This is a genomic window from Pedobacter nutrimenti, from assembly GCF_032678445.1.
Taxonomy (GTDB): Bacteria; Bacteroidota; Bacteroidia; order Sphingobacteriales; family Sphingobacteriaceae; genus Pedobacter; species Pedobacter nutrimenti_A.
Genome location: NZ_JAVTSQ010000003.1, coordinates 511,523 through 536,943 on the forward strand (window position 1 = coordinate 511,523; position 25,421 = coordinate 536,943).

At 41.0% G+C, this 25,421-nt stretch carries 15 protein-coding genes; 6 read left to right on the top strand and 9 right to left on the bottom strand.

The window, feature by feature from the left end; translation table 11 throughout:
• Positions 1 to 311: 311 nt before the first annotated feature.
• A complete protein-coding gene (locus tag R2S08_RS07455; protein WP_316834572.1) occupies positions 312 to 2,543 on the top strand; it encodes a beta-N-acetylglucosaminidase domain-containing protein in 2,232 nt (743 codons plus the stop codon).
• A gap of 136 nt (positions 2,544 to 2,679) precedes the next feature.
• On the opposite strand, the gene R2S08_RS07460 is transcribed toward R2S08_RS07455, so the two are convergent.
• From R2S08_RS07460 to R2S08_RS07495, 8 genes are all read right to left on the bottom strand, one after another.
• Positions 2,680 to 5,844, bottom strand: a complete 3,165-nt coding sequence (locus R2S08_RS07460; protein ID WP_316834573.1) for a glycoside hydrolase family 2 TIM barrel-domain containing protein — start codon at positions 5,842 to 5,844, stop codon at positions 2,680 to 2,682.
• A gap of 512 nt (positions 5,845 to 6,356) precedes the next feature.
• The gene (locus tag R2S08_RS07465; protein ID WP_316834574.1) at positions 6,357 to 7,880 is read right to left on the bottom strand and encodes a sulfatase; all 1,524 of its coding nucleotides are present in this window, start codon (positions 7,878 to 7,880) and stop codon (positions 6,357 to 6,359) included.
• Between the two features lie 5 nt (positions 7,881 to 7,885).
• Complete coding sequence (locus R2S08_RS07470) at positions 7,886 to 8,260, bottom strand: BACON domain-containing protein (protein WP_316834575.1); 375 nt, start codon at positions 8,258 to 8,260, stop codon at positions 7,886 to 7,888.
• A gap of 23 nt (positions 8,261 to 8,283) precedes the next feature.
• Entirely contained in the window at positions 8,284 to 10,113 is a 1,830-nt protein-coding gene (locus R2S08_RS07475; protein WP_316834576.1) for a RagB/SusD family nutrient uptake outer membrane protein, read from the bottom strand.
• A gap of 12 nt (positions 10,114 to 10,125) precedes the next feature.
• A complete protein-coding gene (locus R2S08_RS07480) occupies positions 10,126 to 13,629 on the bottom strand; it encodes a TonB-dependent receptor (protein ID WP_316834577.1) in 3,504 nt (1,167 codons plus the stop codon).
• Positions 13,630 to 13,864: 235 nt separating this feature from the next.
• The gene (locus tag R2S08_RS07485) at positions 13,865 to 14,992 is read right to left on the bottom strand and encodes a FecR family protein (RefSeq protein ID WP_316834578.1); all 1,128 of its coding nucleotides are present in this window, start codon (positions 14,990 to 14,992) and stop codon (positions 13,865 to 13,867) included.
• A gap of 103 nt (positions 14,993 to 15,095) precedes the next feature.
• Complete coding sequence (locus R2S08_RS07490; RefSeq protein ID WP_316834579.1) at positions 15,096 to 15,659, bottom strand: RNA polymerase sigma-70 factor; 564 nt, start codon at positions 15,657 to 15,659, stop codon at positions 15,096 to 15,098.
• A gap of 209 nt (positions 15,660 to 15,868) precedes the next feature.
• Positions 15,869 to 16,345 carry an OsmC family protein gene (locus tag R2S08_RS07495; protein ID WP_133784568.1) on the bottom strand — a complete coding sequence of 159 codons (477 nt, stop codon included), beginning with the start codon at positions 16,343 to 16,345 and terminating at the stop codon, positions 15,869 to 15,871.
• A gap of 298 nt (positions 16,346 to 16,643) precedes the next feature.
• Here R2S08_RS07495 and rpsA point away from each other — a divergent pair, with 298 nt between their 5' ends.
• Positions 16,644 to 18,578, top strand: a complete 1,935-nt coding sequence (rpsA, locus tag R2S08_RS07500; protein ID WP_133784566.1) for a 30S ribosomal protein S1 — start codon at positions 16,644 to 16,646, stop codon at positions 18,576 to 18,578.
• Between the two features lie 83 nt (positions 18,579 to 18,661).
• Positions 18,662 to 20,269 carry a beta-N-acetylhexosaminidase gene (locus tag R2S08_RS07505; RefSeq protein WP_316834580.1) on the top strand — a complete coding sequence of 536 codons (1,608 nt, stop codon included), beginning with the start codon at positions 18,662 to 18,664 and terminating at the stop codon, positions 20,267 to 20,269.
• On the opposite strand, the gene R2S08_RS07510 is transcribed toward R2S08_RS07505, so the two are convergent.
• Positions 20,270 to 20,665, bottom strand: coding sequence for a thiol-disulfide oxidoreductase DCC family protein (locus R2S08_RS07510; RefSeq protein ID WP_316834581.1), 396 nt, complete (start codon positions 20,663 to 20,665; stop codon positions 20,270 to 20,272).
• A gap of 120 nt (positions 20,666 to 20,785) precedes the next feature.
• Here R2S08_RS07510 and pyrR point away from each other — a divergent pair, with 120 nt between their 5' ends.
• The 3 genes from pyrR to R2S08_RS07525 all read left to right on the top strand — a co-directional run bounded on the left by pyrR (position 20,786) and on the right by R2S08_RS07525 (position 25,418).
• Positions 20,786 to 21,334, top strand: a complete 549-nt coding sequence (pyrR, locus tag R2S08_RS07515; protein WP_133784560.1) for a bifunctional pyr operon transcriptional regulator/uracil phosphoribosyltransferase PyrR — start codon at positions 20,786 to 20,788, stop codon at positions 21,332 to 21,334.
• Positions 21,335 to 21,336: 2 nt separating this feature from the next.
• Positions 21,337 to 22,269, top strand: a complete 933-nt coding sequence (locus R2S08_RS07520; RefSeq protein ID WP_208300952.1) for an aspartate carbamoyltransferase catalytic subunit — start codon at positions 21,337 to 21,339, stop codon at positions 22,267 to 22,269.
• A 131-nt stretch (positions 22,270 to 22,400) separates the two neighbouring features.
• Positions 22,401 to 25,418: a tetratricopeptide repeat protein gene (locus R2S08_RS07525; protein ID WP_133784557.1), complete on the top strand. Its 3,018-nt coding sequence runs from the start codon at positions 22,401 to 22,403 to the stop codon at positions 25,416 to 25,418.
• Positions 25,419 to 25,421: the final 3 nt, after the last annotated feature.

The window sequence follows — 25,421 nt, forward strand, 5'->3', positions numbered from 1 at the left end:
GAACCAAAGCCTATAGAACCTAAAATCAAGCTTTTCCAGATGACTTGTTTCGTTAGCTTAAAAATATCTTGCTTCACAGAACAAATTCATTTCCTTTAATTGTCTATTTGGTTCATTTCACGTTCCAAGCTCATTTATTTGATTAAAAACGAACTTATAAGATGATCTACGAAAACGATTGCGTAAAAATATAAAAAAATCCTTTCCTAGTATCTATTGACAAAAAAATAGCTTTACTTAATCCGCCTGCAGAAAAACTACTATATTTAAATATCAGTCATTATGTATGACACAAAACCCATCACGAACACATGAAACCACCATTTAAACTGATCGCTACACTGCTCTTTTTGAGTTTAACGGCACGAAGCTATGCTCAGGGAGAGAAAATTTTACCGCAGCCACAGCAATCGACTTTTACAGGCAAACGCTTTATCCTGAACCACACCTATAAGTTGAACGGTTTGAAAAATCCGGATCCGGATGCCATTGTTTTATTAGAGCATGCGCTCAACAATAGCAGGCCCGCTAAAAAAAGTTTGCCGCTTTTAATTACAACTATCGATAAAAAGGATACGATTTTACAAAAGTCCGGTGCTTACCACCTGGACATTTTACCCTCTAAAATCACCATTTCCGTATTTGATAACCGCTCTCTGTTTTATGCTGCTCAAACCCTCTCCCAGCTTGTTCATAAAGAGGCAGATGGCAAAATTTCTTTACCAGAGGGTGTAGTGAATGATTTCCCGGACATCGCTTTTCGCGGAACTGTGGAAGGATTTTATGGAGAACCCTGGAGCCACCAGGACCGTATGGAGCAATTCCGTTTCTACGGTAAGCTTAAGTTGAACACCTATATCTACGGCCCTAAAGACGATCCTTATCACTCTTCCCCCAACTGGCGCCTGCCTTATCCCGACGATAAGGCAAAGGAGATTAAAGAACTGGTTACCGAGGCTGGTAAAAATAAAGTAGATTTTGTTTGGGCCATTCACCCGGGGCAAGACATCAACTGGAACTTAAAAGACAGTCTGGCAATCGTAAACAAGTTTGAAATCATGTATCAGTTGGGTGTGCGTTCCTTTGCTGTATTTTTTGATGATATATCTGGTATTGGAACCAAGGCAGAAAAACAGGCAGAACTGTTAAACTATCTGCAGCATGAGTTCGTCAATAAAAAGAAAGATGTTTCGGCACTGATCATGTGTCCAACGGAATACAATAAAAGCTGGGCAGACCCTCAGCCAGGATCTTATCTTGATATTCTTGGAGATCAGCTTGATCCGGCTATTCATGTAATGTGGACCGGGAATACAGTAGTTGCCGACATCACCAAGGAAGGTTTGGAGTGGGTAAACCGCAGAATTAAACGTCCGGCCTATGTGTGGTGGAATTTTCCGGTAAGTGATTATACCCGTGACCATTTGCTGATGGGGCCGGCATATGGTTTAGATACCCAGGCTTCGAAAGACATGTCTGGCTTTGTATCCAACCCTATGGATAAAGCAGAAGCCTCTAAAACGGCCATATTTGGTGTAGCCCTGTATGCCTGGAATTTGGCAAAATATGACCCACAGGCGGCATGGGAGGCTGCAAACCAATATATTATGCCAGAGGCTCCAACTGCCTTTAGATTGTTCAACAGCCACAACAGTGATCCAGGAGCCAATGGACATGGCTATCGCCGGGATGAATCTGTAGAGATAAAACCTGCTATAGATCTTTTTCTTGCTTCCTTTCAACAGGGGGATTATCGCCCCGATCTGGCGGCTCAGATTAAAGCAGAATTTTCGAGAATAATTCCAGTTGCCGCAGAAATTAGAAGCAAGAGCACAAATAAGCGGTTGGTAGAACAAATTTCTCCGTGGCTGAACCAGTTTGAATTACTGGGTAAGGCCGGTGTTGCCAGTATGTCTATGCTCGAAGAATGGAATGCGAAAAATTATACCGCAGCAGCAAGTTCTTATTTGAAAGTAGATCAGCTTCTGGACAGTATGAAACAAGCGGATAAAAAGGTGAGTTCACCGGGCATCAAAACAGGCTCATTGGTATTAACGCCTTTTGTAAAGAATGTCTTTAAGTTAATGGGACCACAAATCAGTAAAACGAGTTCCATTACCATGCCCCCATCTTTCCTTTTTGAGCAGGCTATAGAACGTTCTGTAAATTACAGCAATTCAGAAAAGCTTCGCAATCAGCCCTTGATCTTTGAGGAGAACAGCGTGGCTATTTCTCCTGCTTTAGAGGTAAAATCTCTAAACAAGGGAGAATATCTGGGCATAAGTATCGATCCTAAATTAAAGATTACGCAGTTGCAGTTTAACCTGGAGTCGCCCGATTTGTTAGCTTCCGGTCTTTTTCAATCCTCAGCGGATGGTAAAAACTGGCAGACTTTAAAGGTCGATGAAACTAAGGGAAAAGGCAATTATGCTACTTTTACCGGAGTAGAAAAATATGTACGCTTTTTAAACGAGTCTGAAAAGACGAAAACCTTTTATCTGAAAAGGTTCAAAATAGTACTGGAGGCGGTAAACCAACAATAACATGTTGGCTATCTATTTAGATGCAACACAATCGTTTGCATGCTTATATTAAGCACTATTTATAATCTATTATTTATATCAAAAGATCTATATTTATAGATCTTTTGATATAAATAATAATGCTTTTAAACCATAGCTATATCGGTTTGATCCAGTAACTATAATTGTAATCTGCAAAAGGAATTCTGTATTCCTTTAGGGGTTGTGCTCCCCAACTATCAATTCCCTGAACTCCGGATTGGTTTAAATCTATATGGAGATAAGCTTTGTCTTTCATCACCAGTTCGCCAGAATGGTATTGTTTTTTGTCTTGCTCAGGGTCTAAATCATCAAGGCTATAAGGCAATGCCGAAACGCTCAACAAATTATCCTGATGTAGAATTTGAATCCCCCTACCTTTGGCATTGGTTAAACTCAGCCATCTAACGTCTGTTTTATTGCCGCTTTCCTGAGGACGGGCATAAGGGAAGTACTGGTCTTTGAGTTTTTGGTTGTACAGACCGATTAAAGAAGCGCTTTTCCTGTCTGCATAGTTTTCCCACGGCCCTCTGCCATAAAAGCTAATGTTGCTGTATTGTTTATCCAGTTCCAGATTTGTTCCTGCTCTTAATAAAAGCGGATATTTCCCTTTAACGGCTTTAAAATGCAAGTCTGTTTTTAATGTGCCATCTCCATAAACAGTGATCTGCTGTTCCTGAATCGCGTCACCTCCCATAAGTTCCTTTTTAAAACTTACCGTATAACTTCCGTCGCTATTTAAAACAGCCTGTGCAGACAACAACTTGCCTTCCTTATAAGCGGTACGCCATTTACGCAGATTTTTATTGAATCCGGCACCAATATCATTATCAGTTGGCGCGCGCCAAAACGCGGGTTCAGGGCCATTTTCCAATAAGAGATCTCCTTTGTAAATATAGTTTTTCAGCAATCCGTCCGTTCTGTCAAACACCACCTGAAAGTTCTTACCCTTAAGGGTATAGACCGATTCAGTCTGGTCAAGCTGTAGCATACTTTTAGAGGGTACAGAAACTAAAGAAGACGATTCGGCTGTTTGAAGGGCGAACTGATCATAGGCAATTTCATATCCTTTTTCCAGAAAGGGTTCCGCTTGCTTAAACACGTAATGTACGTTTAGAAAGTACTCTTTACCGGCTTGTTTCTTTGTTTTGACAGGAAGAGAAAGTGTAAGACTTTGACGTGGTGCAATATCCAGACTGGAAATGCTTCCCTTTTCTGTTATCCGGCCATTTTCAGTGATCTCCCAGTTGAGTTGGACATTACTGATATTTCTGAAAAAGTAGCTGTTGTTGATGCTGATCTTATCGTCGCCTAAATATTTGGTTTTGATGAACTGGTTGGTCTTTTTTACCTGCACAGCCATTGGGGTCAGTTCGCGGTGTGCCGTGACAACACCCTTTACACAAAAATTGTTATCACTGAAATTCTGATCTACCGGCCCTTCAAGGGGAAAGTCTCCTCCATAAGCCAATATTCTTTTGCCATTTTTCACGGTATCAATCCCCTGGTCTATCCACTCCCAGATAAAGCCTCCCTGAAGTTTAGGGTGATTTTCAATGGCCTCCCAGTATTCATCATAATTCCCCAGGCTATTTCCCATAATATGGGCAAATTCACTCATGATCAAGGGCCGGGTTTCTTTACTGTTTGAATATTCAACCAACCCTTGAGGATCTGGATATTGAGGAACAATCATGTCTGTATTAAAGTCTTCCTCTGCGCGTTCGTACTGTACGGGTCGGGTTGCGTCGGTCTTTTTAAGCCATTCGTAAGCCTCGTACATATTGATTCCGTTTCCAGCTTCATTTCCTAAAGACCAGGTAACAACAGAAGGATTGTTTTTATCCCGTTGATACATGCGGGTAATCCGTTCAAAATGCGCATTACGCCATTGCTTATCGTTTGCAAAAGTATAAGCAAGGTCATAGCCTCTTCCGTGCGACTCGATATTCGCCTCGTCTATAACATACAATCCATATTCATTACAAAGCTCCATCCAATAAGGATCCGGCGGATAGTGAGAATGCCTAACTGCATTCACATTGAGCTTTTTCATCATTTCCATATCCTTGCGCATATCCGCATGGGTAAGCGTATGTCCTTGTGTAGCATTGTGCTCATGCCTGTTCACTCCTTTTAGAAAGATGCGTTTACCGTTGACTAAAAAGTCACTTCCTTTAATTTCAATGCTTCTAAAGCCTACCTTTTGCGGAACGACCTCCAGCACTTCATTCTTATTGTTTTTTAAGGTGATATACAAGGTATACAGATAAGGAATCTCTGCAGACCAAGCCTTTACACCAGGTATTTCTTTCTTAAAACGAACTTCAGTGTGATAATTACCCAACACTTCTTTGGCCGGCGAAGCATCTTTCCAAAGTGAAGTGCCATTCGCATCCGCCAACTCCAGTTCAACAGAAAAAACATCGGCTCTGCTGTGGAAGGTATTTTGGTCCATCCGGTAATCGTTTACTTTTACCTCCACATCCAGCAAACCATTGGTGTAGCTTGGATCAAGGGTAGAGTTCACTCTAAAATCATTCACATTCAATTTAGGTGTAGAATAGAGGTATACATCCCTCTCTATCCCTGAAATCCGCCACATATCCTGGCATTCCAGGTAACTGCCGTCGCTCCAGCGGTAAACCTCCAGGGCTACAAGATTTTCTCCAGGCTTCACATATTTGGTGATGTCAAATTCAGCAGCGAGTTTACTATCCTCACTATAACCCACTTTCTTACCATTAACCCAGATATAAAAAGCCGATTTAACTGCACCAAGGTGAATGAACACCTGCCGGCCATCCCAGTTTGAAGGAATGGTAATTTTTTTACGATAGGATCCTACCGGGTTGTTATTTTCAGGAATATCAAAAGGTGGGTTTAACCGTGCCCCTCTTTTTCTTTGACCTGTAAATTCATAAGGTTGGTTCACATAAATTGGCAAACCATAACCATTGGTTTCCCAATTGGCCGGTACCTTGAAATCTTTCCAGCTGGCGTCGTTATAATCGGTTTTATAAAAATCAAGCGGGCGTTTGGAAGGGTCCTGTACCCAATTGAATTTCCAGGATCCGTTTAAAGACATAAAGTAGGCAGACTTTTCTTTTTCCCTTTTCTCCGCGAGCGCCTTGCTCTCAAAGGCGTAAGCTTCCGCTCGCATAGGCATACGGTTTACGGATACTACTTCTGGAGTCTGAAGTTCAGATGGCAGATTTTGCGCCCTGAGGATTGCTGGCCCCAGGGTCAAAACCATCAAACTTAAAAATTTTGACTTGTTCATGTAATCGTTCTTGTTTGGTTTAAGACATATTTGTGCATGATTTCATGCATTCAGGTTTCATTTACCTTAAATTAAAGGAGAATATTCAAGGCATAATATTTTTAACCCTGATAAATCCACACAAACGTTTGATATCAAAAACATTTAAGCATCTGAACGGAACTAACTTGCTTCAGTCCTGGTTTCTACTAACTCCCGACTTACCCCCAGGTTAGACCAGAGTAAGTCCGGGTTTTTATGGAAAAACCCGGACTTACTCTGGACTCACACCGGACTTACTCCGGCCGGACTACAAACCAGGACCACAGGAATTAAGGGCCATTCCATAACCTCTGCCTACCCACTTCTCTCTGGCAACTTACCCGATCTCTTCTACACCATGCCCGGTCACCACCCTCTCTCTGCAATTTGCTAAGGAAAATTCTCGTACGCTGCAGAAAGACCTCAGAGATCTGCGGCTTCTTCAGCCGCCTGATATCGTTAGTCTTGAAGCAGCTGTACAGAATTTTCCTCTAAATTCCCTTCTCTACAATTTTTTTTGCATCCTGATCGTCATACTGTGCAATTTGTTTGTTGAGCTCCTTTTTCATCTGATCCACAATCTTTTGATAGTCCTTCTCGCCATATACATTATGGACCTCATTCGGATCTTTCATCAGATCATAAAGCTCCCATGACTCCACTCTTTTATAGAAGCGTATGAGTTTGTATCTTTTATTCCTGATACCGAAATGAGGAGAAACCGAATGTTCCCCATTTTCATAGTAGTGGTAATACAAGTATTCACGGCCCTTGATTTTTTTATCCTTCAATACGGGCAGCATGGATTTGCCTTGTATATCTCCAGGTATAGTAACCCCCGCAGCGTCCAGAATGGTAGGTGCAATATCTAAGTTCATCACAAAATCATTGGATACGCTACCCGGCTTTATAACCCCTGGATAGCGCATGACCATTGGTGTCCGGAAAGATTCCTCATAAATAAACCGTTTATCAAACCAGCCGTGTTCGCCCAGATAAAAGCCCTGGTCAGACATGTAAATGACGATGGTATTTTTGGCCAGATGATGTTTATCCAGATAATCCAAAGTTCGTGCGATATTTCTGTCCAGAGAGGCAGCAGTACTTAAATAGTCCCGCATATAATGCTGATACTTCCATTCTGTAAGCGCTTTACCTGAAAGGTTCTTTGATTTCAAATCAGCCTCTATAGGCAGGTAGTACTGATTGAATTTGGCTCTTTGTGCAGCATTCATTCTTTTGATATTGCCATCCTTGTCTGCAGCGCCTTCTGAACCAAACATTTTCAGGTCATAGCCCATGATCATGGTTTTGGCAATGCTCATGTCTTGTACTTTAGCCGCTTCCCTGCCCTGGTAATCGTCATAAAAATTATGAGGCAAAGGAAAAGTCGTCTTGTCGAACATCCCCATATCGGCAGTATCCGGTAACCAAACGCGGTGCGTTGCTTTGTGCCCGATCACCAGGCAGAAAGGTTTGGATGGATCCCGTTTGTCCAGCCAGTTTTCAGCAGCATCTTCAATCACATTGGAAACATATCCCTCCACTCTTTTCCGGCTTCCATCCTGCATGATAAAATCAGGATTATAGTACTGCCCCTGATCGGGCAATACCTGCCAGTAACTAAAGCCCTGCGGCTCACTTTCCAAATGCCATTTTCCTATCCAGGCGGTCTGGTACCCTCCTTTTCCAAGTTGTTTGATAAAGGAGTCCTGGCTTCCGTCAAAACGGGAGTGTTCATTGTCTTTGAAGCCATTTTTGTGGCTGTACTTTCCGGTAAGGATTACTGCCCGGCTAGGTCCGCAAATGGAATTGGTTACATAGCCTTTGTCAAAACGAACACCCTCTTTGGCAATCCGGTCAATACCTGGCGTCGACATCAACTTACTCCCATATGCACTGATGGCCTGGTAAGCGTGGTCATCAGAGATGATGATGACCACGTTGGGCTTTTCCTGCTGGGCGTAGGTTTCAAACCCGCAGAAAAGTAATAGTAATGCAAATAATTTCTTCATCTGTTTTAATTGTCCTGGTTAATAGTAAGGTTCACCACCGGAAGATTGAAGGTGGGATTGACTTGTAAATTTACATTTCTTTTGACACCGGATGTATTTGCTTTTACAGTTACAGGCAATTTAAAATTTCCGGAACCATAGGTCCGGTTAACTGTTGCCCAATTGGCAGATAGATTACTGATCCACCAACCATCTGTTTGGGTGCTGATCAAAATGTTCACTGTTCCTCCTGCAGCAGGAACAACCGAATTACTTTCCAGCACTGCTGAAAAGGCTGATGCTTCCGGTTTAGCTGGTAAATCCTGTTTTTTACAGGAAATCAAGACCAAAAAACAGAACATGAGTGAAAAGAGCCGTAAGTTATTTTTATTGATACGCATTTCTTTATACAATTTAGTTTGTGTTACCATCCTGGATTTTGGCTCCAGTTTCCGCCTGTCAGTTGAAGCATTCTTTGTTGAATCGGAACTAAATAATCTCTTCCAAGGTTAAAGCCATAGCCACCTGGCAATAAGTTCTTATAGGGGTCAATATATCGTAATGCGTCACCCTGAGCTCCAGTGAGGTATAGATTTACTGATTTTCCCGAAGGAGCTGTATCATAGTACAACAAAGAGGATCCATAAAAGCCGGCACTCGTGTTTTGGCTTGCCATATCACTGCCAACAAAAAGCGCCCCTAGCGGCCGCTTTCCAGCCAGCAGGACATCGGCCGCAGCCCAACGCAGAATATCGTCCAATCGCATTCCTTCCGCTGCCAGCTCCACTCTTCTTTCTCTTCTTACACATTGAATAACCGGGCTTAAAGAATAGAATGGATAAGTGGGATCTGTATTGTATTCTTTGTTGACATCGACCAAGGGCATGCCTGCTCTTAATCGGAGTGGATTTAAGGCATTGGCAATAACCACCGGATCACCTCCAAGTTCGGCTACGGCCTCAGCATAATTTAGCAAAACCTCGGCGTACCTGAAAGCAATTGCAGGGGCCATACTTTTGAAATCGTCGGAAACAGCCGATGCGTTGTTGTATTCGAGGAATTTATACAAGGGAAAACCTGTGGTACTTCTGTTGAACCCAGTTTGATTAATAGGTGGGTAAGCTGGCACATTTACACCTGGTTTTAAGGGTTGCCCTGGCATAGCGACAGTTTGGCTTAATCTCGGATCTCTGAGGTCCGGACTAAGTTCCCTGCCGTAAACAGCTTGCGCCTGCTTCCGCTCGTTGCCGGTAAAAGGACGTCCGTCCCTGGTCAGATAGTCATCCACCAATGATAAGGTAAGCCCCATGTCTGCGCCATCGGTTGAGGTATATTTGCTAATGCTATGCCCTATATTGTCGTTGGTATTGTATTTCTTCCACAGCAAGACTTCAGAATTGGCAGAAAGATCTGTGGTAATAAATAGGTTTCCATAATCCTGTAGGGGTTTTCCTGTTGAATATACCGACCAGCGGGAACTGTTGATCACTGCGGCTGCGGCATCTCTTGACTTCTCATAATAAGTCTTTATTTTATCGTCAGTGATGTCCTTTGCAAAAAAGGCATCATTCTTTGCTTTGTGGTATTTTTCCCAGGATCCTTCATACAAAGCTACCCTGGATTTGAAGGCCAGGGCAACATCTTTATGAACCCTCATGGACGAACTATTGGACGCAACAGGCAAGAGGTCTATGGCTTTATCCAGGTCGGCGAGTATAGAGTCTACAACTAAAGTTCTGGAATCCCGCTTGACAGCCATAACTTCCTGGTCGGCGGGAAGTACTTTATTTACCCAGGTAACACCGCCATATTTTCTGATCATATTAAAATAGATATAAGCCCGGAAAAAACGGGCTTCCCCAACGTATTTATTGATCTCAGAAGCCTGCCCAGTTGCATGTGTATAATTTTCAAAAAAGTAGTTAATTGATCTTATTGTTCTGTACTCTCTAATCGATGTGGTATCACTCAGAGAAGATAAGCCACTGGTACGAGCATTCAAGGAAGAAAAGATCATATTATCTGTACCAGCATCGTTAAATGCTATTCCACTCCCTCCGACCACTGTGGGTTGGCCTGGAAATGCATTCTGATAAAATTGGTTCACGTACATCTTCAATTCATTTGTTGAAGAAAGGCTGTTGGTGGTGCTTAAGGAATCCAGGGGCTGAAGGTCCAGGAAGTTCTTTTTACAAGCAGATAATCCAAGAGCAATGCCTATGAGGGCAACTATTTTTATGGTATTTACTTTCATTTTCATCATCATTTAAAATCCAACATTAACTCCTATAGAATAGACTTTACTAAGGGGATAGATCTTTCCCGGCTCTCCTCCTGCGGTAACGTTTTGAGCATAGCTTTTCCCTGGGTCAACTGCAGCGGCTACTGTTTCTGGATCCAGCATTTTAGCCAGCTTGGTTATTGTGAATAAATTTTCTCCGGTGACGAAAATATTCACTTTGGAAAGCCTGATCTTTTTAATCAAAGAGGATGGCAAAGCATAATTTATCGTCGCATTTTTAAGCCTCAGATAAGCTGCATTCTGCAAATACTGGTCTGACACCTGCTGTGTTTTATTGATATAAGTACTGATTGATCCTGCGGGAGCTGCATATGGATTCGGATAATAGGCTCCTGGATTTTGGGGGGTCCAATAATCCAGATGCTGGTTAAATACGGTAACCTGGGCCAATGCGCCAGCTCCCCAAAAATAGACGTCGCCTGGCTTAGGGGCATAATTCATTTTTCCTATGCCCTGGAAAAGAAACGATACGGAGAAACCTTTCCACTCTACCGCGCCGTTAAAAGAATAAGCGTATCTTGGAGTAGTATTTCCTATAATGCTTAGATCACCCATGTTGCCGAGCACATTATTTCCGATATCGATCTTGTTGTCTCCATTTAAATCTCTATAGTTCACGTCGCCAGGCACCCAGGCTGAAGAGGACAGATAAGAATGGTTCATTTTATTAAATGCGGCTGCCTGATCTGCGTTCTGAATCAATCCTGAAGTACGATATCCCCAAATTTCTCCAACATTTTTACCTTCATACCAGGTGTTTGACGGATTGCTGTTTGTTGGATTTTGGTATTTGGTCACAACAGATTTGTTGTCAGACAACATGGCTCCTATGGAGTACCGGATTCCATTTTCCAGTTGATCTTTCCAGGTTAAAGACAATTCCCATCCGTTGGTTCTTAAATTTGCATTGTTGCTTAATGGCGGTATACCTCCATACATATCCGCGATGTCCAGTGAAGGGCCAAGCATATCGCGGGTATTTCTCTGAAAAACATCAATACTTCCGGTTAAATGACTTTTTAATACTTCGAAGTCCAGACCTAAATTTGCCATCTGGACTTTTTCCCAGGTAACCCCTGGGTTGAAGGGTGCGGGTGCAGCAATATAACCTTCTCTCCCATTTTGGAAATACCATTGACCTCCTGCTCCAGAAGGACCTGGAATGGTGATATTCATAGTCTGGGCATAAGAATATAATCCGGCGCCAGATTGATTGCCTAAAAGCCCGTAAGATCCTCTGATCTTCAATAAACTAATCTGATCTTTTATGCCTTCCATAAATTTTTCGCCTGCCAGGTTATACCCTAAAGACACGGAAGGGAAAAATCCCCAGCGGCTATCGGCTGCAAAGCGGGAGGAGCCATCGTACCGGCCGTTTACTTCTACTAAATATTTGTTTTTATAGTTGTAGTTCAGTCGTCCAAAAAACCCTCTGGTTCCCCAGTGCGTTCTGTTTTCCAAGGTCGTTTGACTACCGGTGGCAAGAGAAAGTCCGGGACGGGAGGCACTGATTAAATCCTGAGTAGAAGAAGAAAGAGCGCTGTACTCATTGAGCTCCTGCTGAAAACCAAACATTGCATTGAAAGTATGGTCATGATTTAAAACATAGCTGTAAGATGTGTACACGTTTGGCGAAAAATAATTGGTTGCATTCATATTTCTCGTATAACCGCCAAGAATTGGAATACCATACTCTGACCTGTTGACATATTTAGGTGTTCCATCTATACCATAGATCAGGCCGGGCAATTTCAAAATATCCTCATTGGTATTGGTCCGCAGAAGGTTAAAATCTGCCATGATCTTCCAGTTTTTTACGGGTTCCAGTTCCAGTCCGGGTAAAATGGCCAGTGTGTAACTCTTGGTTTCATCTTTTGAGCCTGATTGCAGGTAGGGCACCATAGACATTTCTGAAAAGTTACCATTGAGGTCATAAGGTGCAACATTTGGCCGCATCCTGGCCAGGTTGTGAAAAAACAGCGATTCGAAACCGGAAAATGGAGAGACGTAATCAGACTGTGTGAATTTGGTGTTTAGTTTCAACTTGATCCAGCTGTTGAGTTGGGAACTGATACTGGCATTCAGGTTATAACGTTTATAGTCAATATCTGCATAGCGTAAACTTCCGCCTTCTTTATAGTAAGCCCCCGATATAAAATATTGGGTATTTTTGTTACCGCCGCTCGTGCTCAGATTGTGCGATTGACGCATGGCATAAGGCTTATAATGGAAATCAAACCAATTGGTATTGGCCACACCATTTGCAGAGTTTTCCCAATTGGAATAGTAGTTATCTGTTACCTCGGGAAAAATATTCATTCCTGCAGGGTTATTCACATATTGCTGGAGTAAGGCCAGTTTATCATCAGAATATTGTTTGCTTCCGGTGGCATTGGATGTTGCTGCATTAAAATATTTTGCAAATTCATAAGAATTGGCCATTTCCGGCAATTTTACCGGAGAGGTGAATCCTATATTGTTGGAATAGGATAACGTGGTTTTATCTGCTGTTCCTTTTTTTGTAGTAACCAGGATAACACCATAAGGGGCTCTTGCGCCATATATTGCAGACGCTGCTGCATCTTTCAGTATCGAAATGGATTCGATGTCATTTGGATTGACATCTGATAAGGACATCGCCAGGCCATCTACGAGTACAAAGGGACTGTCGCCCCCATTGAGGTTTCCTGCCCCCCGTATATTTAAGTTGAAGCTTTGCCCCGGCTTGGTATTACCGCCAACAGATACATTTAAACCTGGTGCAACACCCTGTAAGCTTTGGGTGGCATTCGTAACAGGCCTGTTCTCCAGATCTTCTCCCTTTACCACAGATACAGATCCGGTGAGGTTTATTTTCTTTTGGGTGCCATAGCCCACTACAACCACTTCATTCAGTTGACCGGACTCTGCGGTTAAACTAATAGTCAATGGCCCCTTTCCTGTAATTTTAACTTCTTTGCTCACATAGCCTACATAGGACACCAGCAGAATTGCATTTTCATCAATTCCAGTCAAACTAAATTGCCCGTTGGGGTCTGTAATTGTTCCTTTCGGGCTCCCTTTAACTTTAATACTTGCCCCCGGAATTCCTTGTCCTGTTTCATCCAGAACTTTTCCTTTAATATCGACTGGGAGGACCAACATGGGATTTGATTTATCGGCACTGATCTTCTTGTCTTTCACAATCACAGCCTTACCTTTGATGTCATAGACAATTAAAGGCTGATTCCTGAAACTCAGTTCTAGTGCCTGTTCCAGGCTCACTTCTTTAACTTGGATGGTGACTGGTTTAGCATATTGCAAAGCATCGGAGACAAAAACGAGGTCGTAACCACTTTGCCTGCTGATTTCCTTTAATACTTTTTTAAGGGAAACATTTTTCTCAGTCATTGTAATTCTATTTTGGGCAAAGCCATTTGCCACCACCTGGAAAGTAAATGATAACAGCAGTATCACTGTAAGTTTCATGGTCAACAGAATTTTACGTTTCATACGGCAATGACCGTAGAAATTAAGAGTTAAAATTTCATACATTTGGTTAGTTTGGGTTGATTTGGTTGGGACACAGCATCTACATGCCGCTACCCTTCCTGGTTAATGGATAATTTACTTCTCTCGATAGAAAATGGATTGCCTGTAACCCAATATTGATCAGAGGCGGCTCAAACGCCTCTGGTCTTTTTAATTACAGGCCTTTGTAGCATTAAGGCATAACTGTAATCCTCCTTCCTTCTATTTTAAAATTAAGCTCATCGGTTGCTCTTAGTATCATCAAAACATCATTCAGGCTTTTTGATTTGGATACCGATCCTCCTATATGCTTCCGGCTCAGATTGCCCTGGTACACCACCTCTATGTCGTACCAGCGGGCAACTTTTCTCATAACGGCATGGATATCTTCATCCTGAAATAAGAAATATCCGTTTTTCCAGGCAATAACTTCATCAAGATCCGCATTGACTACGTTTAGACCGTTCTTTTCATAAACAGACTGCTCTCCCGGTTTCAACAGCGCTGAACTTTCAGACCCCATTATCTTTACCTTCACACTTCCTTCCAGTAAGGTCGTTTTTATACTTTCTTCGTCTTCATAGCCGTTGATATTAAAATGGGTTCCTAATACGGTGATTTCCTGTTTTTTTGTACGCACTTTAAAGGGCATATTTTTATTCTTGGTAACCTCGAAATAGGCCTCTCCAGAAAGTTCTACCTTTCTTTCCGGTCCGGAAAAACTTGCCGGATAACGCAAAGAAGAGGCAGAATTTAACCATACTTTGGTTCCATCTGGCAACTGAATCTGATATTGTCCTCCTTTTGGAGTAGAGATTTGATTGACTGCTTTGCTGGTTGGGTGGTTGTTTACAGCATAGATAATTTCTCCTTGTTGGGTTTTTGTAATGGTAACTCCCGATTGATCAGCGATACGACCATCAGCAGCTTCGTCCAATATAATATTTTCACCATCAGACAGGGTCAGAACAGCTTTGTTCCGGCCTGGAATAATAGGCTTAGTTCTAGCCAAAAGTTTAGTTTCGGACATTTGTGAGGTTGCTTTATATTTATAAACACCAACACCTAATACGATAAGTAATACTGCAGCTGCAGCTACAATCCGCCATAAAACATGCTTTGTTAACTGAGGGGGAGAAAGATGCTGCTCATTTAGGAATTGCCATACTTCATCCAGTTGTTTTTCTTTGGCTTCTGCAGTAACTTCAGGTCGTTCGGCTTGCTCATACTTCATATACCAGCTCTCTAGTAAAGCCCTCTGTTCTTCGCTGCAATTCCCTGAAAGGTATTTTTTTAGTAGGTTCTGAATGTCTTCCTGCATGGTATTTCCCTTATATAAAAGCTAAGACAGCTAAGGGGTAGGCTTACAGGTAGATGGAAATTAAACAAACAGAATAAAAACTGTAACAAACAGATTATCAGTATTATAAAAAATAAAAAAACATCCCCAGTTTCACTTTAAGAATTTTTAAAGCGTTACTGATCTGCTTTGAAACTGTTTGAGGCGATAGATGAAGTTGTTCCGCTATTTCCTTATGTGAAAGGCTTGAATTTCTGCTGAGGATGAATACTTCCCTCATTTTTTCAGGTAAATCGTCAATTTCTTTTTGTATGATCAAGGCAAATTCTCTTTCTCTTATCAGCAGATCTGTAATATAGTTGTCTTCGTTGATAAAATGCTGAAGCGACTGAACATATCTGGATTCCACTTGTTTATGGGATAGGATATTAAATACCTTATTTCTTGCAGAGGTATATAAATAAGCCGCAAGATCTTGTGTTAAAGGGATTTCAGTTCGTTTTGTCCAAAGTTTTGTAAAAAGCTCCTGTAAGACATCTTTAACTTCTTCAAAATCGCCCAGTTTTTTATAAATATGCCCCTGAAGCAGGCTTTTATATCGATTGTATATTTCTGTATATGCTCCCTTGTCTCCCTCCTTTAGCAGGGCAACGAGTTCCTGATCTTTTAGTTCTTTGTAGGGTAGCATTTTTATGTTCTCAGAATAGTTGGGCTTGTAAAAGTTAAGCAAAATACTAAGTTATAATTATGTGTGATATAAACTATTTAAAAATTTAGCTTAGATCTCAGTTATTGAATATCTGCACAAGATACTAAAGGCAGAATCTAGTGGAATAAACAATAAAAAAGCAAAGCCGCCCCATCCGGGCGGCTTTGCTTTTTTATACGGTCGCTCATTTAATTTTTTTCCACCACACAGGTTGGCTCGTGCCGGATTGGGAAATTACAGGAATTTGCAATGAAACACATTTTATTGGCCTGCTCATGTAAAGCATTTGCTTTTGAGACAGCGCCTTCATCGGTGATGGTCACTACCGGATTTAAGATCACTTCAGTAAAATACCCGCTACCGTCCGCATTCTCGGTCATCTTTCCAACTGCGTTATCCTTATAGTCCAATACAATGATATCATTCTGGGAACATAGGTGGAGGTACCAGAGCATATGACAGGAAGATAATGATGAAACCAGCAGGTCTTCGGGATTGTGCTTGGTCCTGTCTCCCATAAATGCAGAGTCTGACGAGCCATAAATGTCATTTTTATGTTCAATAGAAATCACATAGCTTCTGTCATAAGAACGGTAGTCCATCGTTCCTGATCCTTTATTACCTGTCCAAACAAGGTTCGTTTGATATTCGTGCGTCTTAGCCATAACTGATCTCTTTATTCTTAATATTTAGTTGCCTCCAATTTAAGATTCTCCCCCCTCTTTTCCCAATTTTTCGCATTAATTTTCGCTCATCGGGGTTAAAGATTGGCTGGCCGTATTTGAGCAGATCGGCAGGATACAATACATTCTACTATGATTTTGGGCAGTGGTGAGCGAGATTTGCGATATAAAATACATACAAGCAGTTCAAAATCAACAACATTTATAAAAAAATAATTTTCAATAATAGATTATTTTGTATCTTTGCAGTCCCTAACGGGAAAAGGAGATTAAATTTTTAATGGCAAAAAAACAAGTAGCAGAAAAAGAACTAGAGGCTAAAAAAGCCGAATTGCAAGGTGCAGACGCACGTCTGACTGAGAAAGAAACCATTGAGTCAGAAGCTGATTCAGTGTCGATCGAGCAGATCAAATCATCATTAGCTACCCCAGATCAAGACTTTGATTGGGATGCAGACGACAAAGTTTTCGGAAAATATTCTGACGAGGACCGTAAAAAGTTCGAGGATATGTACACCGATACTTTCAATCAAATCAACCAAGGTGAAATCATCAGCGGTATTGTTGTGTCTATCAACAATAAAGATGTAGTATTGAACGTAGGATTTAAATCTGACGGTCTTGTGTCTACTTCTGAGTTCCGTGATACACCGGACCTTAAAATTGGCGACAAAGTTGACGTTTTCGTTGAAGCACCTGAAGATGCAAATGGCCAGTTAATCTTATCTCGTAAAAGAGCTAAAACCCAAAGATCATGGGAGTCTATCAATGAGGCTCTTGAAAACGACAGAATCATCAACGGATTTGTTAAAAGCCGTACTAAAGGTGGTCTTATCGTTGACATCATGGGTGTTGAAGCTTTCTTACCTGGTTCTCAAATTGACATTAAACCTATCCGCGATTACGATGTATACGTGGGTAAAACAATGGAATTCAAAGTTGTTAAGATCAACCACGAGTTTAAAAACGTAGTTGTATCTCATAAAATCTTAATCGAAGACGACTTAGAAAGCCAAAAAGTTGAAATCGTTTCTAAACTTGAAAAAGGTCAGGTATTGGAAGGAACTGTTAAAAACATTACTGACTTCGGTGTATTCATTGACTTAGGTGGTGTTGACGGTTTACTACACATTACTGATATTTCTTGGGGCCGCATAGAGCATCCAAAAGAAGTATTGAGCTTAGACGAGAAAATCAATGTTGTTGTTCTTGACTTCGATGATGAGAAAAAACGTATTGCTTTAGGTTTAAAACAATTGACTCCTCACCCTTGGGAATCTTTAGATGCTAACTTAGCTGTTGGTTCTAAAGTTAAAGGTAAAATTGTTACTGTAGCTGATTACGGTGCTTTCTTAGAAATCATCCCAGGAGTAGAAGGTTTGATCCACGTGTCAGAAATGTCATGGTCTCAAAACTTACGCAGCCCTCAGGAATTCCTGAAAGTTGGTGATGAAATCGAAGCTGAAGTTTTAACTTTAGACAGAGACGAGCGTAAAATGAGCTTGGGTATTAAACAATTAACTCAAGATCCTTGGCAAAATGTTGCAGAGAGATATCCTATCGGAAGCAAACATACTGCAGTTGTTAAAAACATGACTAACTTCGGTGTATTTGTTGAAATTGAAGAAGGAATTGATGGATTAATCCACATCTCTGATCTTTCATGGTCTAAAAAAGTAAACCACCCTAACGAATTCACTAAAGTTGGTGATACATTAGATGTTGTTGTTCTTGAATTAGACGTAGAAAGCCGCAAATTAAGCTTAGGTCACAAACAATTAGAAGAAAACCCTTGGGATACTTTCGAAACTATCTTCACGATGGATTCAATCCACCAGGGAACTGTTGTTAAAGTAACTGATAAAGGTGCTGTTATTGCTTTACCTTATGGTGTTGAAGGTTTCGTACCTACAAAACATATGGCTAAAGAAGATGGTTCTGTAATCAAAGCTGAAGAAACTAATGATTTCAAAATCATTGAGTTTAACAAAGATGCTAAACGTATCGTTGTTTCTCACGCCCGTATCTGGGAAGAGGCTAAAGCTGAAGCTGTTGCAGAAGAAAGAGCGACTAAGAAAAAAGAAGCTAAAGCATCTAGCAGTGCAGTGAAAAAAGTTAAAGATTCTGTTGAGAAATCAACATTAGGCGATTTAGGTGTACTTGCTCAATTAAAAGAGCAAATGGAAGGTGAAGAAAGCAAAAACAAAGCTAAATAATCTTTAAAGCTTATATTATAAAAAGCATCCCCTAACCGGGATGCTTTTTTTTTGCTATTTTGGGGAATCAAACTAAATTTATCATGAAGATCCTCTATACTTTTATACTCAGCCTGTTCTTATATCAGGCCAGCCAGGCGCAACTTCCAAACCTGATCCCTCAACCCGTAAGCTTAAAAGCAGGCACTCTGGAAAACAACTTTTCTTTAACCAGCGGCACGACCATTTTAATCAGTGATACTGCACTGAATAAATCATCGGCTTATTTAACCGGCTTTCTTCAAAAATATTATCATATCTCCCCTGCTACAATACCGTACTCAGTTAACGAAAACAAGACCAATGTGATCAGTCTGATCAGAACGGCAAGTGTTAGTCCGAATCAGGATCAATATACTTTATCTGTACTAAAAGATGGTATTACCATTTCCGCCTCAACCGATGAAGGCATTTTTTATGGTGTGCAAACACTGATCCAGCTACTGCCGCTTACCGCAGAAAACACACTCTCCATTTCAGCTGTAGAAATTGTGGATTACCCGAGATTCAGCTACAGAGGTATGCACCTTGATGTCAGCCGACACTTTTTTGACGTGACCTTTGTAAAGCAGTATATAGATTACCTCGCCCTGCATAAAATGAATTACTTCCACTGGCACTTGACCGACGATCATGGCTGGAGGATTGAAATCAAAAAATATCCACGTCTTACTGAAGTGGGTGCCTGGCGGGATGGATCTATTATCGGCTTGTATCCTGGAACCGGAAATGATCATATCAGATATGGTGGTTTTTATACCCAGGAGCAGATCAAAGAGGTCATCAAATATGCCCAGGAACGTTACATCACCATTATACCTGAAATCGAAATGCCAGCGCACAGCATGGCCGTTCTCGCAGCCTATCCTGAACTTGGAACTGAACCATCTAAAAAGTACGAAGTGGCCCAGACCTGGGGAATCTTTAACAAATTCAATAATGTACTGCAGCCCACCGAACAAACCTTTAGCTTCCTGGAAGATGTGCTTACAGAAGTCATGCAGCTTTTCCCCTCTCCCTATATTCATATTGGAGGAGATGAGGGCTCAAAGATCTGGTGGAAACAATCTGCACTTTCGCAGAAAATTATGAAAGACAATAAATTGAAAGACGAAAGTGCACTGCAGAGTTATATCATACACCGAATAGAAAAATTTGTAAACAGCAAAGGGAAAAACATTATTGGATGGGATGAGATACTGGATGGTGGACTGGCGCCTAACGCGATTGTAATGAGCTGGAGAGGAGAAAAAGGGGGAATAGCAGCAGCCAAACAACAACATAAGGTGATCATGACGCCGGAAAACATGATGTATTTTAACCACAGCCAGTTCATTAAGGATGACTCACTTACGGCAGCAAAATATTTACCGCTGGATGTGGTTTATAATTATGAGCCTGTCGCTAAAGAACTTTCTCCGTCTGAAGGAAAATATGTCTGGGGAGGCCAGGGTAACTTATGGTCTGAATACATCACTAATCCAGCGAAGGTAAACTACATGCTTTTCCCAAGATTAGATGCCTTGAGTGAGGTCCTGTGGAGCCCAAAGGAAAGCAAAAATTTCACCGACTTCCAACGACGCTTAAAGACCCAGTTTAAACGCTATGATTTGATGAATATCAATTATAGTAAAAGATACCTGGATCAGTAGTTATAAAAATTTCGCTTTGAGTTCTGGGGAAGGTATCATACAAGTTTCCGATCGTCCCCAGATCTTGTAACGATATTTAGATATTGTCTTATATACAACATCTCTTATAAAAGCAGGAATGACAATCAGTCCATAGCACAAAGGCCATAAGCCGCTGAGTTGTCTGGCAATCCTCAAAGCTGCTGTAGAACGGGTATAAAGCTTACCATTTTCAAGCAGAAGGATAGTACTTGAATTTAAAGAGCTGATTTCAAATTCCTTTAAATGTGCCTTTGCATACTCATTCTGTAAAGCAGAAAACCTAAAATGATCTTTAACATCTCTCTTGATTACAAACTGCACAGAAGCATTACACAAATTACAAACACCATCAAAAAAAATTATTGCCCGCTCCATCCTCAAAGTTAAGCTTTTAGCATGGAACCGACAGTCAAAACCATATCAATTCACAATTAAATTGAAAAAGCAATTACAGATTTCAATTCGATTTTCTATATTTGCCTAATCCTTTAGTCAATGCAAAAACGAACCCTGCTAGACGGAAAAAAATTCCAGATCACAATTAAGCGACTTTGTCATCAGCTAATTGAGAATCATACTGATTTTTCAAATACTGTTCTAATTGGAATACAGCCAAGAGGCAGTTATTTCGCCGACCGAGTTAAACAAGAACTTTCCGAAATTCTCCAGACTTCTTCTATCAAGAAGGGTAATCTCGATATTACTTTCTTCAGAGACGATTTCAGAAGGAAAGACGGCATTGTTTCGGCCAATAGCAATACCATAGACTTTATTATTGAAGACCAGAACGTAATCTTAATTGATGACGTGCTTTGGACCGGCCGTACCATTCGCGCTGCGCTGGATGCGCTTCAAGCTTATGGAAGACCCGCAAAAGTAGAACTCATGGTGCTTATCGACAGAAGGTTTTCCAGACACGTTCCTATTGAACCTGATTATATTGGTCAACAGGTAGACAGTCTGGACTCTCAGCTGGTTAAAGTAAGCTGGAAAGAGACAGAAGGTGAAGACAAAGTAATTTTATTATCAGAAAGACATAAATAGAAATGGCAGCAGACAAATTATCAACCCGACATCTTTTAGGCATTAAAGATATTAACCGGAATGATATTGAATTGATTTTCGAAACTGCAGACAATTTCAAAGATGTCATCAACAGGCCGATCAAACGGGTACCTTCTCTGCGCGACATCACCATAGCAAACATCTTTTTCGAAAACTCTACCCGGACTAAACTGTCCTTTGAGCTTGCCGAAAAAAGGCTATCTGCTGATGTGGTTAATTTTGCTGCTTCCTCCTCTTCTGTAAGCAAAGGGGAAACGCTGATTGATACCGTAAATAACATCCTGGCGATGAAAGTGGACATGGTGGTGATGAGACACCCCTATGCCGGTGCCGGCGTGTTTCTGAGTAAACACATTAACGCTCAAATCGTAAACGCAGGAGATGGTGCACATGAACATCCTACACAGGCCTTATTAGATGCCTTCTCTATTCGTCAGAAACTGGGGGATGTTGCTGGCAAAAAAGTAGTGATCGTTGGAGACATTTTACATTCCAGAGTAGCCATTTCCAATATTTTGTGCCTTCAAAAATTAGGTGCAGAAGTCATGGTTTGCGGACCAACTACGCTTATCCCTAAATTCATGGGTAGCCTTGGCGTAAAGATTGAACATGACCTGAGAAAAGCGCTGAACTGGTGCGATGTGGCCAATATGCTGCGCATCCAGCTGGAAAGACAAGACATCAAATATTTCCCTTCTTTAAGAGAATATGCCATGATGTACGGTTTGAACAAACAGATTCTGGATAGCCTGGACAAAGAAATTATTGTGATGCACCCGGGTCCGATCAACAGGGGCGTGGAGATCACCAGCGATGTAGCAGACAGTAAGCAATCTATTATTCTGGAACAAGTAGAAAATGGAGTAGCGGTCAGAATGGCGGTACTTTATCTCCTTGCTTCTCAACGGGATTAAACTCCTTTTAAGCTTTTTTATACCAATTTTAACAAGTTTACGTTAAACTGTGTTATCAACACATGTTAATTTCTAATGTTAATAAGCAGCTATAGTATATTTATATTAGCAGCAACCATATTTGAAACCCGATGCAGAAAAAATACCTTTTTATACCGCTTTTATTAGCAGGAAACTTTACCGCAGGCTATGCCCAGTTCGGTCCTTTAGTGAACCTCAATAAAAATTACCAAAGTGGGTTAGAGTTACTTGACAATGAGAAATATGTAGCAGCAGCACAGCAATTTAAACTGGTAGAACAATCCAGATTAAAACCAGCTGCGCAGCAGGAAAGCAATGCAGAACTCACTTTGTTAAAAGAAAATGCCAAATTCTACGCCGCTGTTTGCGCGCTGGAGCTGGGCAATGCCGATGCAGAAAACCTGTTTCAGAGCTTTATTAAAGATTATCCTCTGAATCCAAATACAAAGCTTGCTTATTTTCATGTTGGCAAATCTTATTTTGCACAGAAAAACTATCAAAAAGCGCTGGAATGGTTTGAAAAAACTGATCCTTCTACCCTTTCTCAGAAACAGCGTGTGGAATACCAGTTCAAACAAGCTTACTCTTATTTTGAGCTGAATAACCTTGAAAAAGCAGAACCTCTTTTTGAGGCCGTTAAGAAAGAAGAGTCTCCTTATAAAGAGAGTGCCATCTATTATTTTGCTTATATCAATTACATCAATAAAGAATACAAAACTGCGCTGGCTAATTTTGAAAAGTTAAAAGGTTCGCCTACATATCAGGCCAGTTATCCTTATTACATTACCTCCATGTATTATCTGGACGAGCGCTATGACGATGTAATCAGCTACGCCATTCCGGTTTTACAAACTTCAAAACAACAGTATGAAGCGGAAATGCTAAGCCTGATTGCCGCTTCTTACTTTGCAAAATCTGACTATAAAAACGCAGAGAAATACTTTGCCGATTATTATGCAAAAGACAAATCCGGAACCGTAAACAATTTATTCATTTACCAGTATGGTTATTCTTTATTCCAGCTAAAAAAGTACAAGGAATCGGTTGCAGTACTTGAAAAATTAAACAATGATGATGTTTATCTGCAAAGTGGTATGCACACGCTTGGACGTGCCTTCCTGGAGCTGAAAAACAAAGAAAAAGCAAGAAGCGCATTTTTCAGAGCCTCAAGGCTTGATTTCGATAAATTTATACAGGAAGATGCCTGGATCAATTATGCAAAATTGAGTTACGAACTGGAATTTAACCAACAGGCACTGGAAGCCACCCAAAATTTCTTGAAACAGTTTCCAGGTTCTAAGAAGATCAATGAGGCCAAAACCCTATTGGGAGAAATCTTATTGAGCAGCAAGAACTACCAGGCCGCTATCGATATCCTGGAACCTATTTCCAACAAATCGCCTGAAGCCAAAGAAGCCTACCAGAAAGTAACGTATTTCAGAGGTTTGGAATTCTATAATGAACGTGCATTTCCGAATGCATTGTCTATGTTCCTGCGCTCGGCTAAGTTCCCTGAAGATCCAGAGATTCTTGCTTTAAGTACTTACTGGAGAGCAGAAGCAGCTTATGAGCTGCGTAAATTCGGGGAGGCCGTTAAAACATTCGAGACATTCCTGTCTATGCCTGATGCGGACAAAACTAAGGTGTACAATTTTGCAAACTACGCCCTGGCCTACGCCGCCTTTGAAGATGAAAAATATTCTAAAGCAGCCGATTATTTTGAACGCTTTTTAAATGGAAATGACAAAGACGAAAAAACAGTTAATGATGCAACCATCAGGCTGGCCGACTCGTATTTTGTTAATAAGAGCTATGACAATGCTTTGGTGAACTATAATAAGATCATCAGCCGTAAAACAACCGGAGAAGATTATGCCTTATTCCAGAGAGGAATGATCCAGGGACTGGAAGGTCAGGATGATGCCAAGATCGGAACAATGCAAGATTTGCTGAAACAATTCCCGGGTTCAAACTATGCTGATGATGCTGGTTTTGAAATGGCTTATACCTATTTCAATAAAGGCGATCTGGACAAATCTAAAACAGATTTAACCGGTTTGATCAGCAAATACCCGCACAGCAGTTATGTACCACGCGCTTTGGTGACTATTGGTCTGGTACAATACAACCAGGATCAGGATGATGCGGCCCTGGAGAGCTTCAAAAAAGTCATTAACGAATATGGCAGCAGCGAAGAAGCTAAACAATCCTTAGAATCCATTAAAAACATCTATATGGACAAGGGAGATGCCAATGGCTTCATTGCTTATGCGAACACCACTCCTATTGGAAATTATACCGTTGCAGACCAGGACAATATTGTATTCCAGGCAGCCAATAACCGTTACCTGAAAGGTGATTTCCAAGGAGCATTCGAAGCCATCAATGCTTACTTCGATAAGTATCCTAAAGCCATCCATGATAAGGAAGCTAAATTTATCCGTGCAGAGTCCCTTGTGAAATTAAACAGAGGTGATGAAGCCGTTCCGGATTATGAATACATTTTGAATGACTGGACCAGCGATTACACAGAACGTTCACTGGTGAGTATTTCTGAACTTTTCTTAAAACAGAAAAAATACAATGAAGCCATCGTTTACTTAAAAAGACTGGAAACCTCTGCCGATTACAAAGTACATTACAACTATGCATTAAACAATCTGTTAAAGGCTTATGCAGCCTTAAACATGCCTGATGATGTGATTAAATATGTGCAGTTGATTAAAGAATCTGATAAAGCTTCGGAGGAAGAAAAAAACAGTTCAGATTTATATGCTGGTAAGGCTTACCTGTTAAAAGCAGATACCACCATGGCCATCAAATCTTTGAGCAGCGTGGTCAGCAAAACCAAAACCTTGGCTGCAGCTGAAGCAAAATATACGTTAGCTGCGCTTCAATATGCCAAACGTGATTACAAGACATCTCAAAAAACATGCTTTGATCTGATCAACAATATGCCTTCTTACGACTATTGGGTAGCAAAAGCATTTATCCTGTTATCGGATAATTATCTTGCCCTTAAAGACAAACTACAGGCAAAAAGTACGCTCCTAAGTATTATTGACAATTACGATGGCAAGGATGATATCGTTCCTACGGCCAAAGCGAAACTAGAAAAAATTAAATAAGCG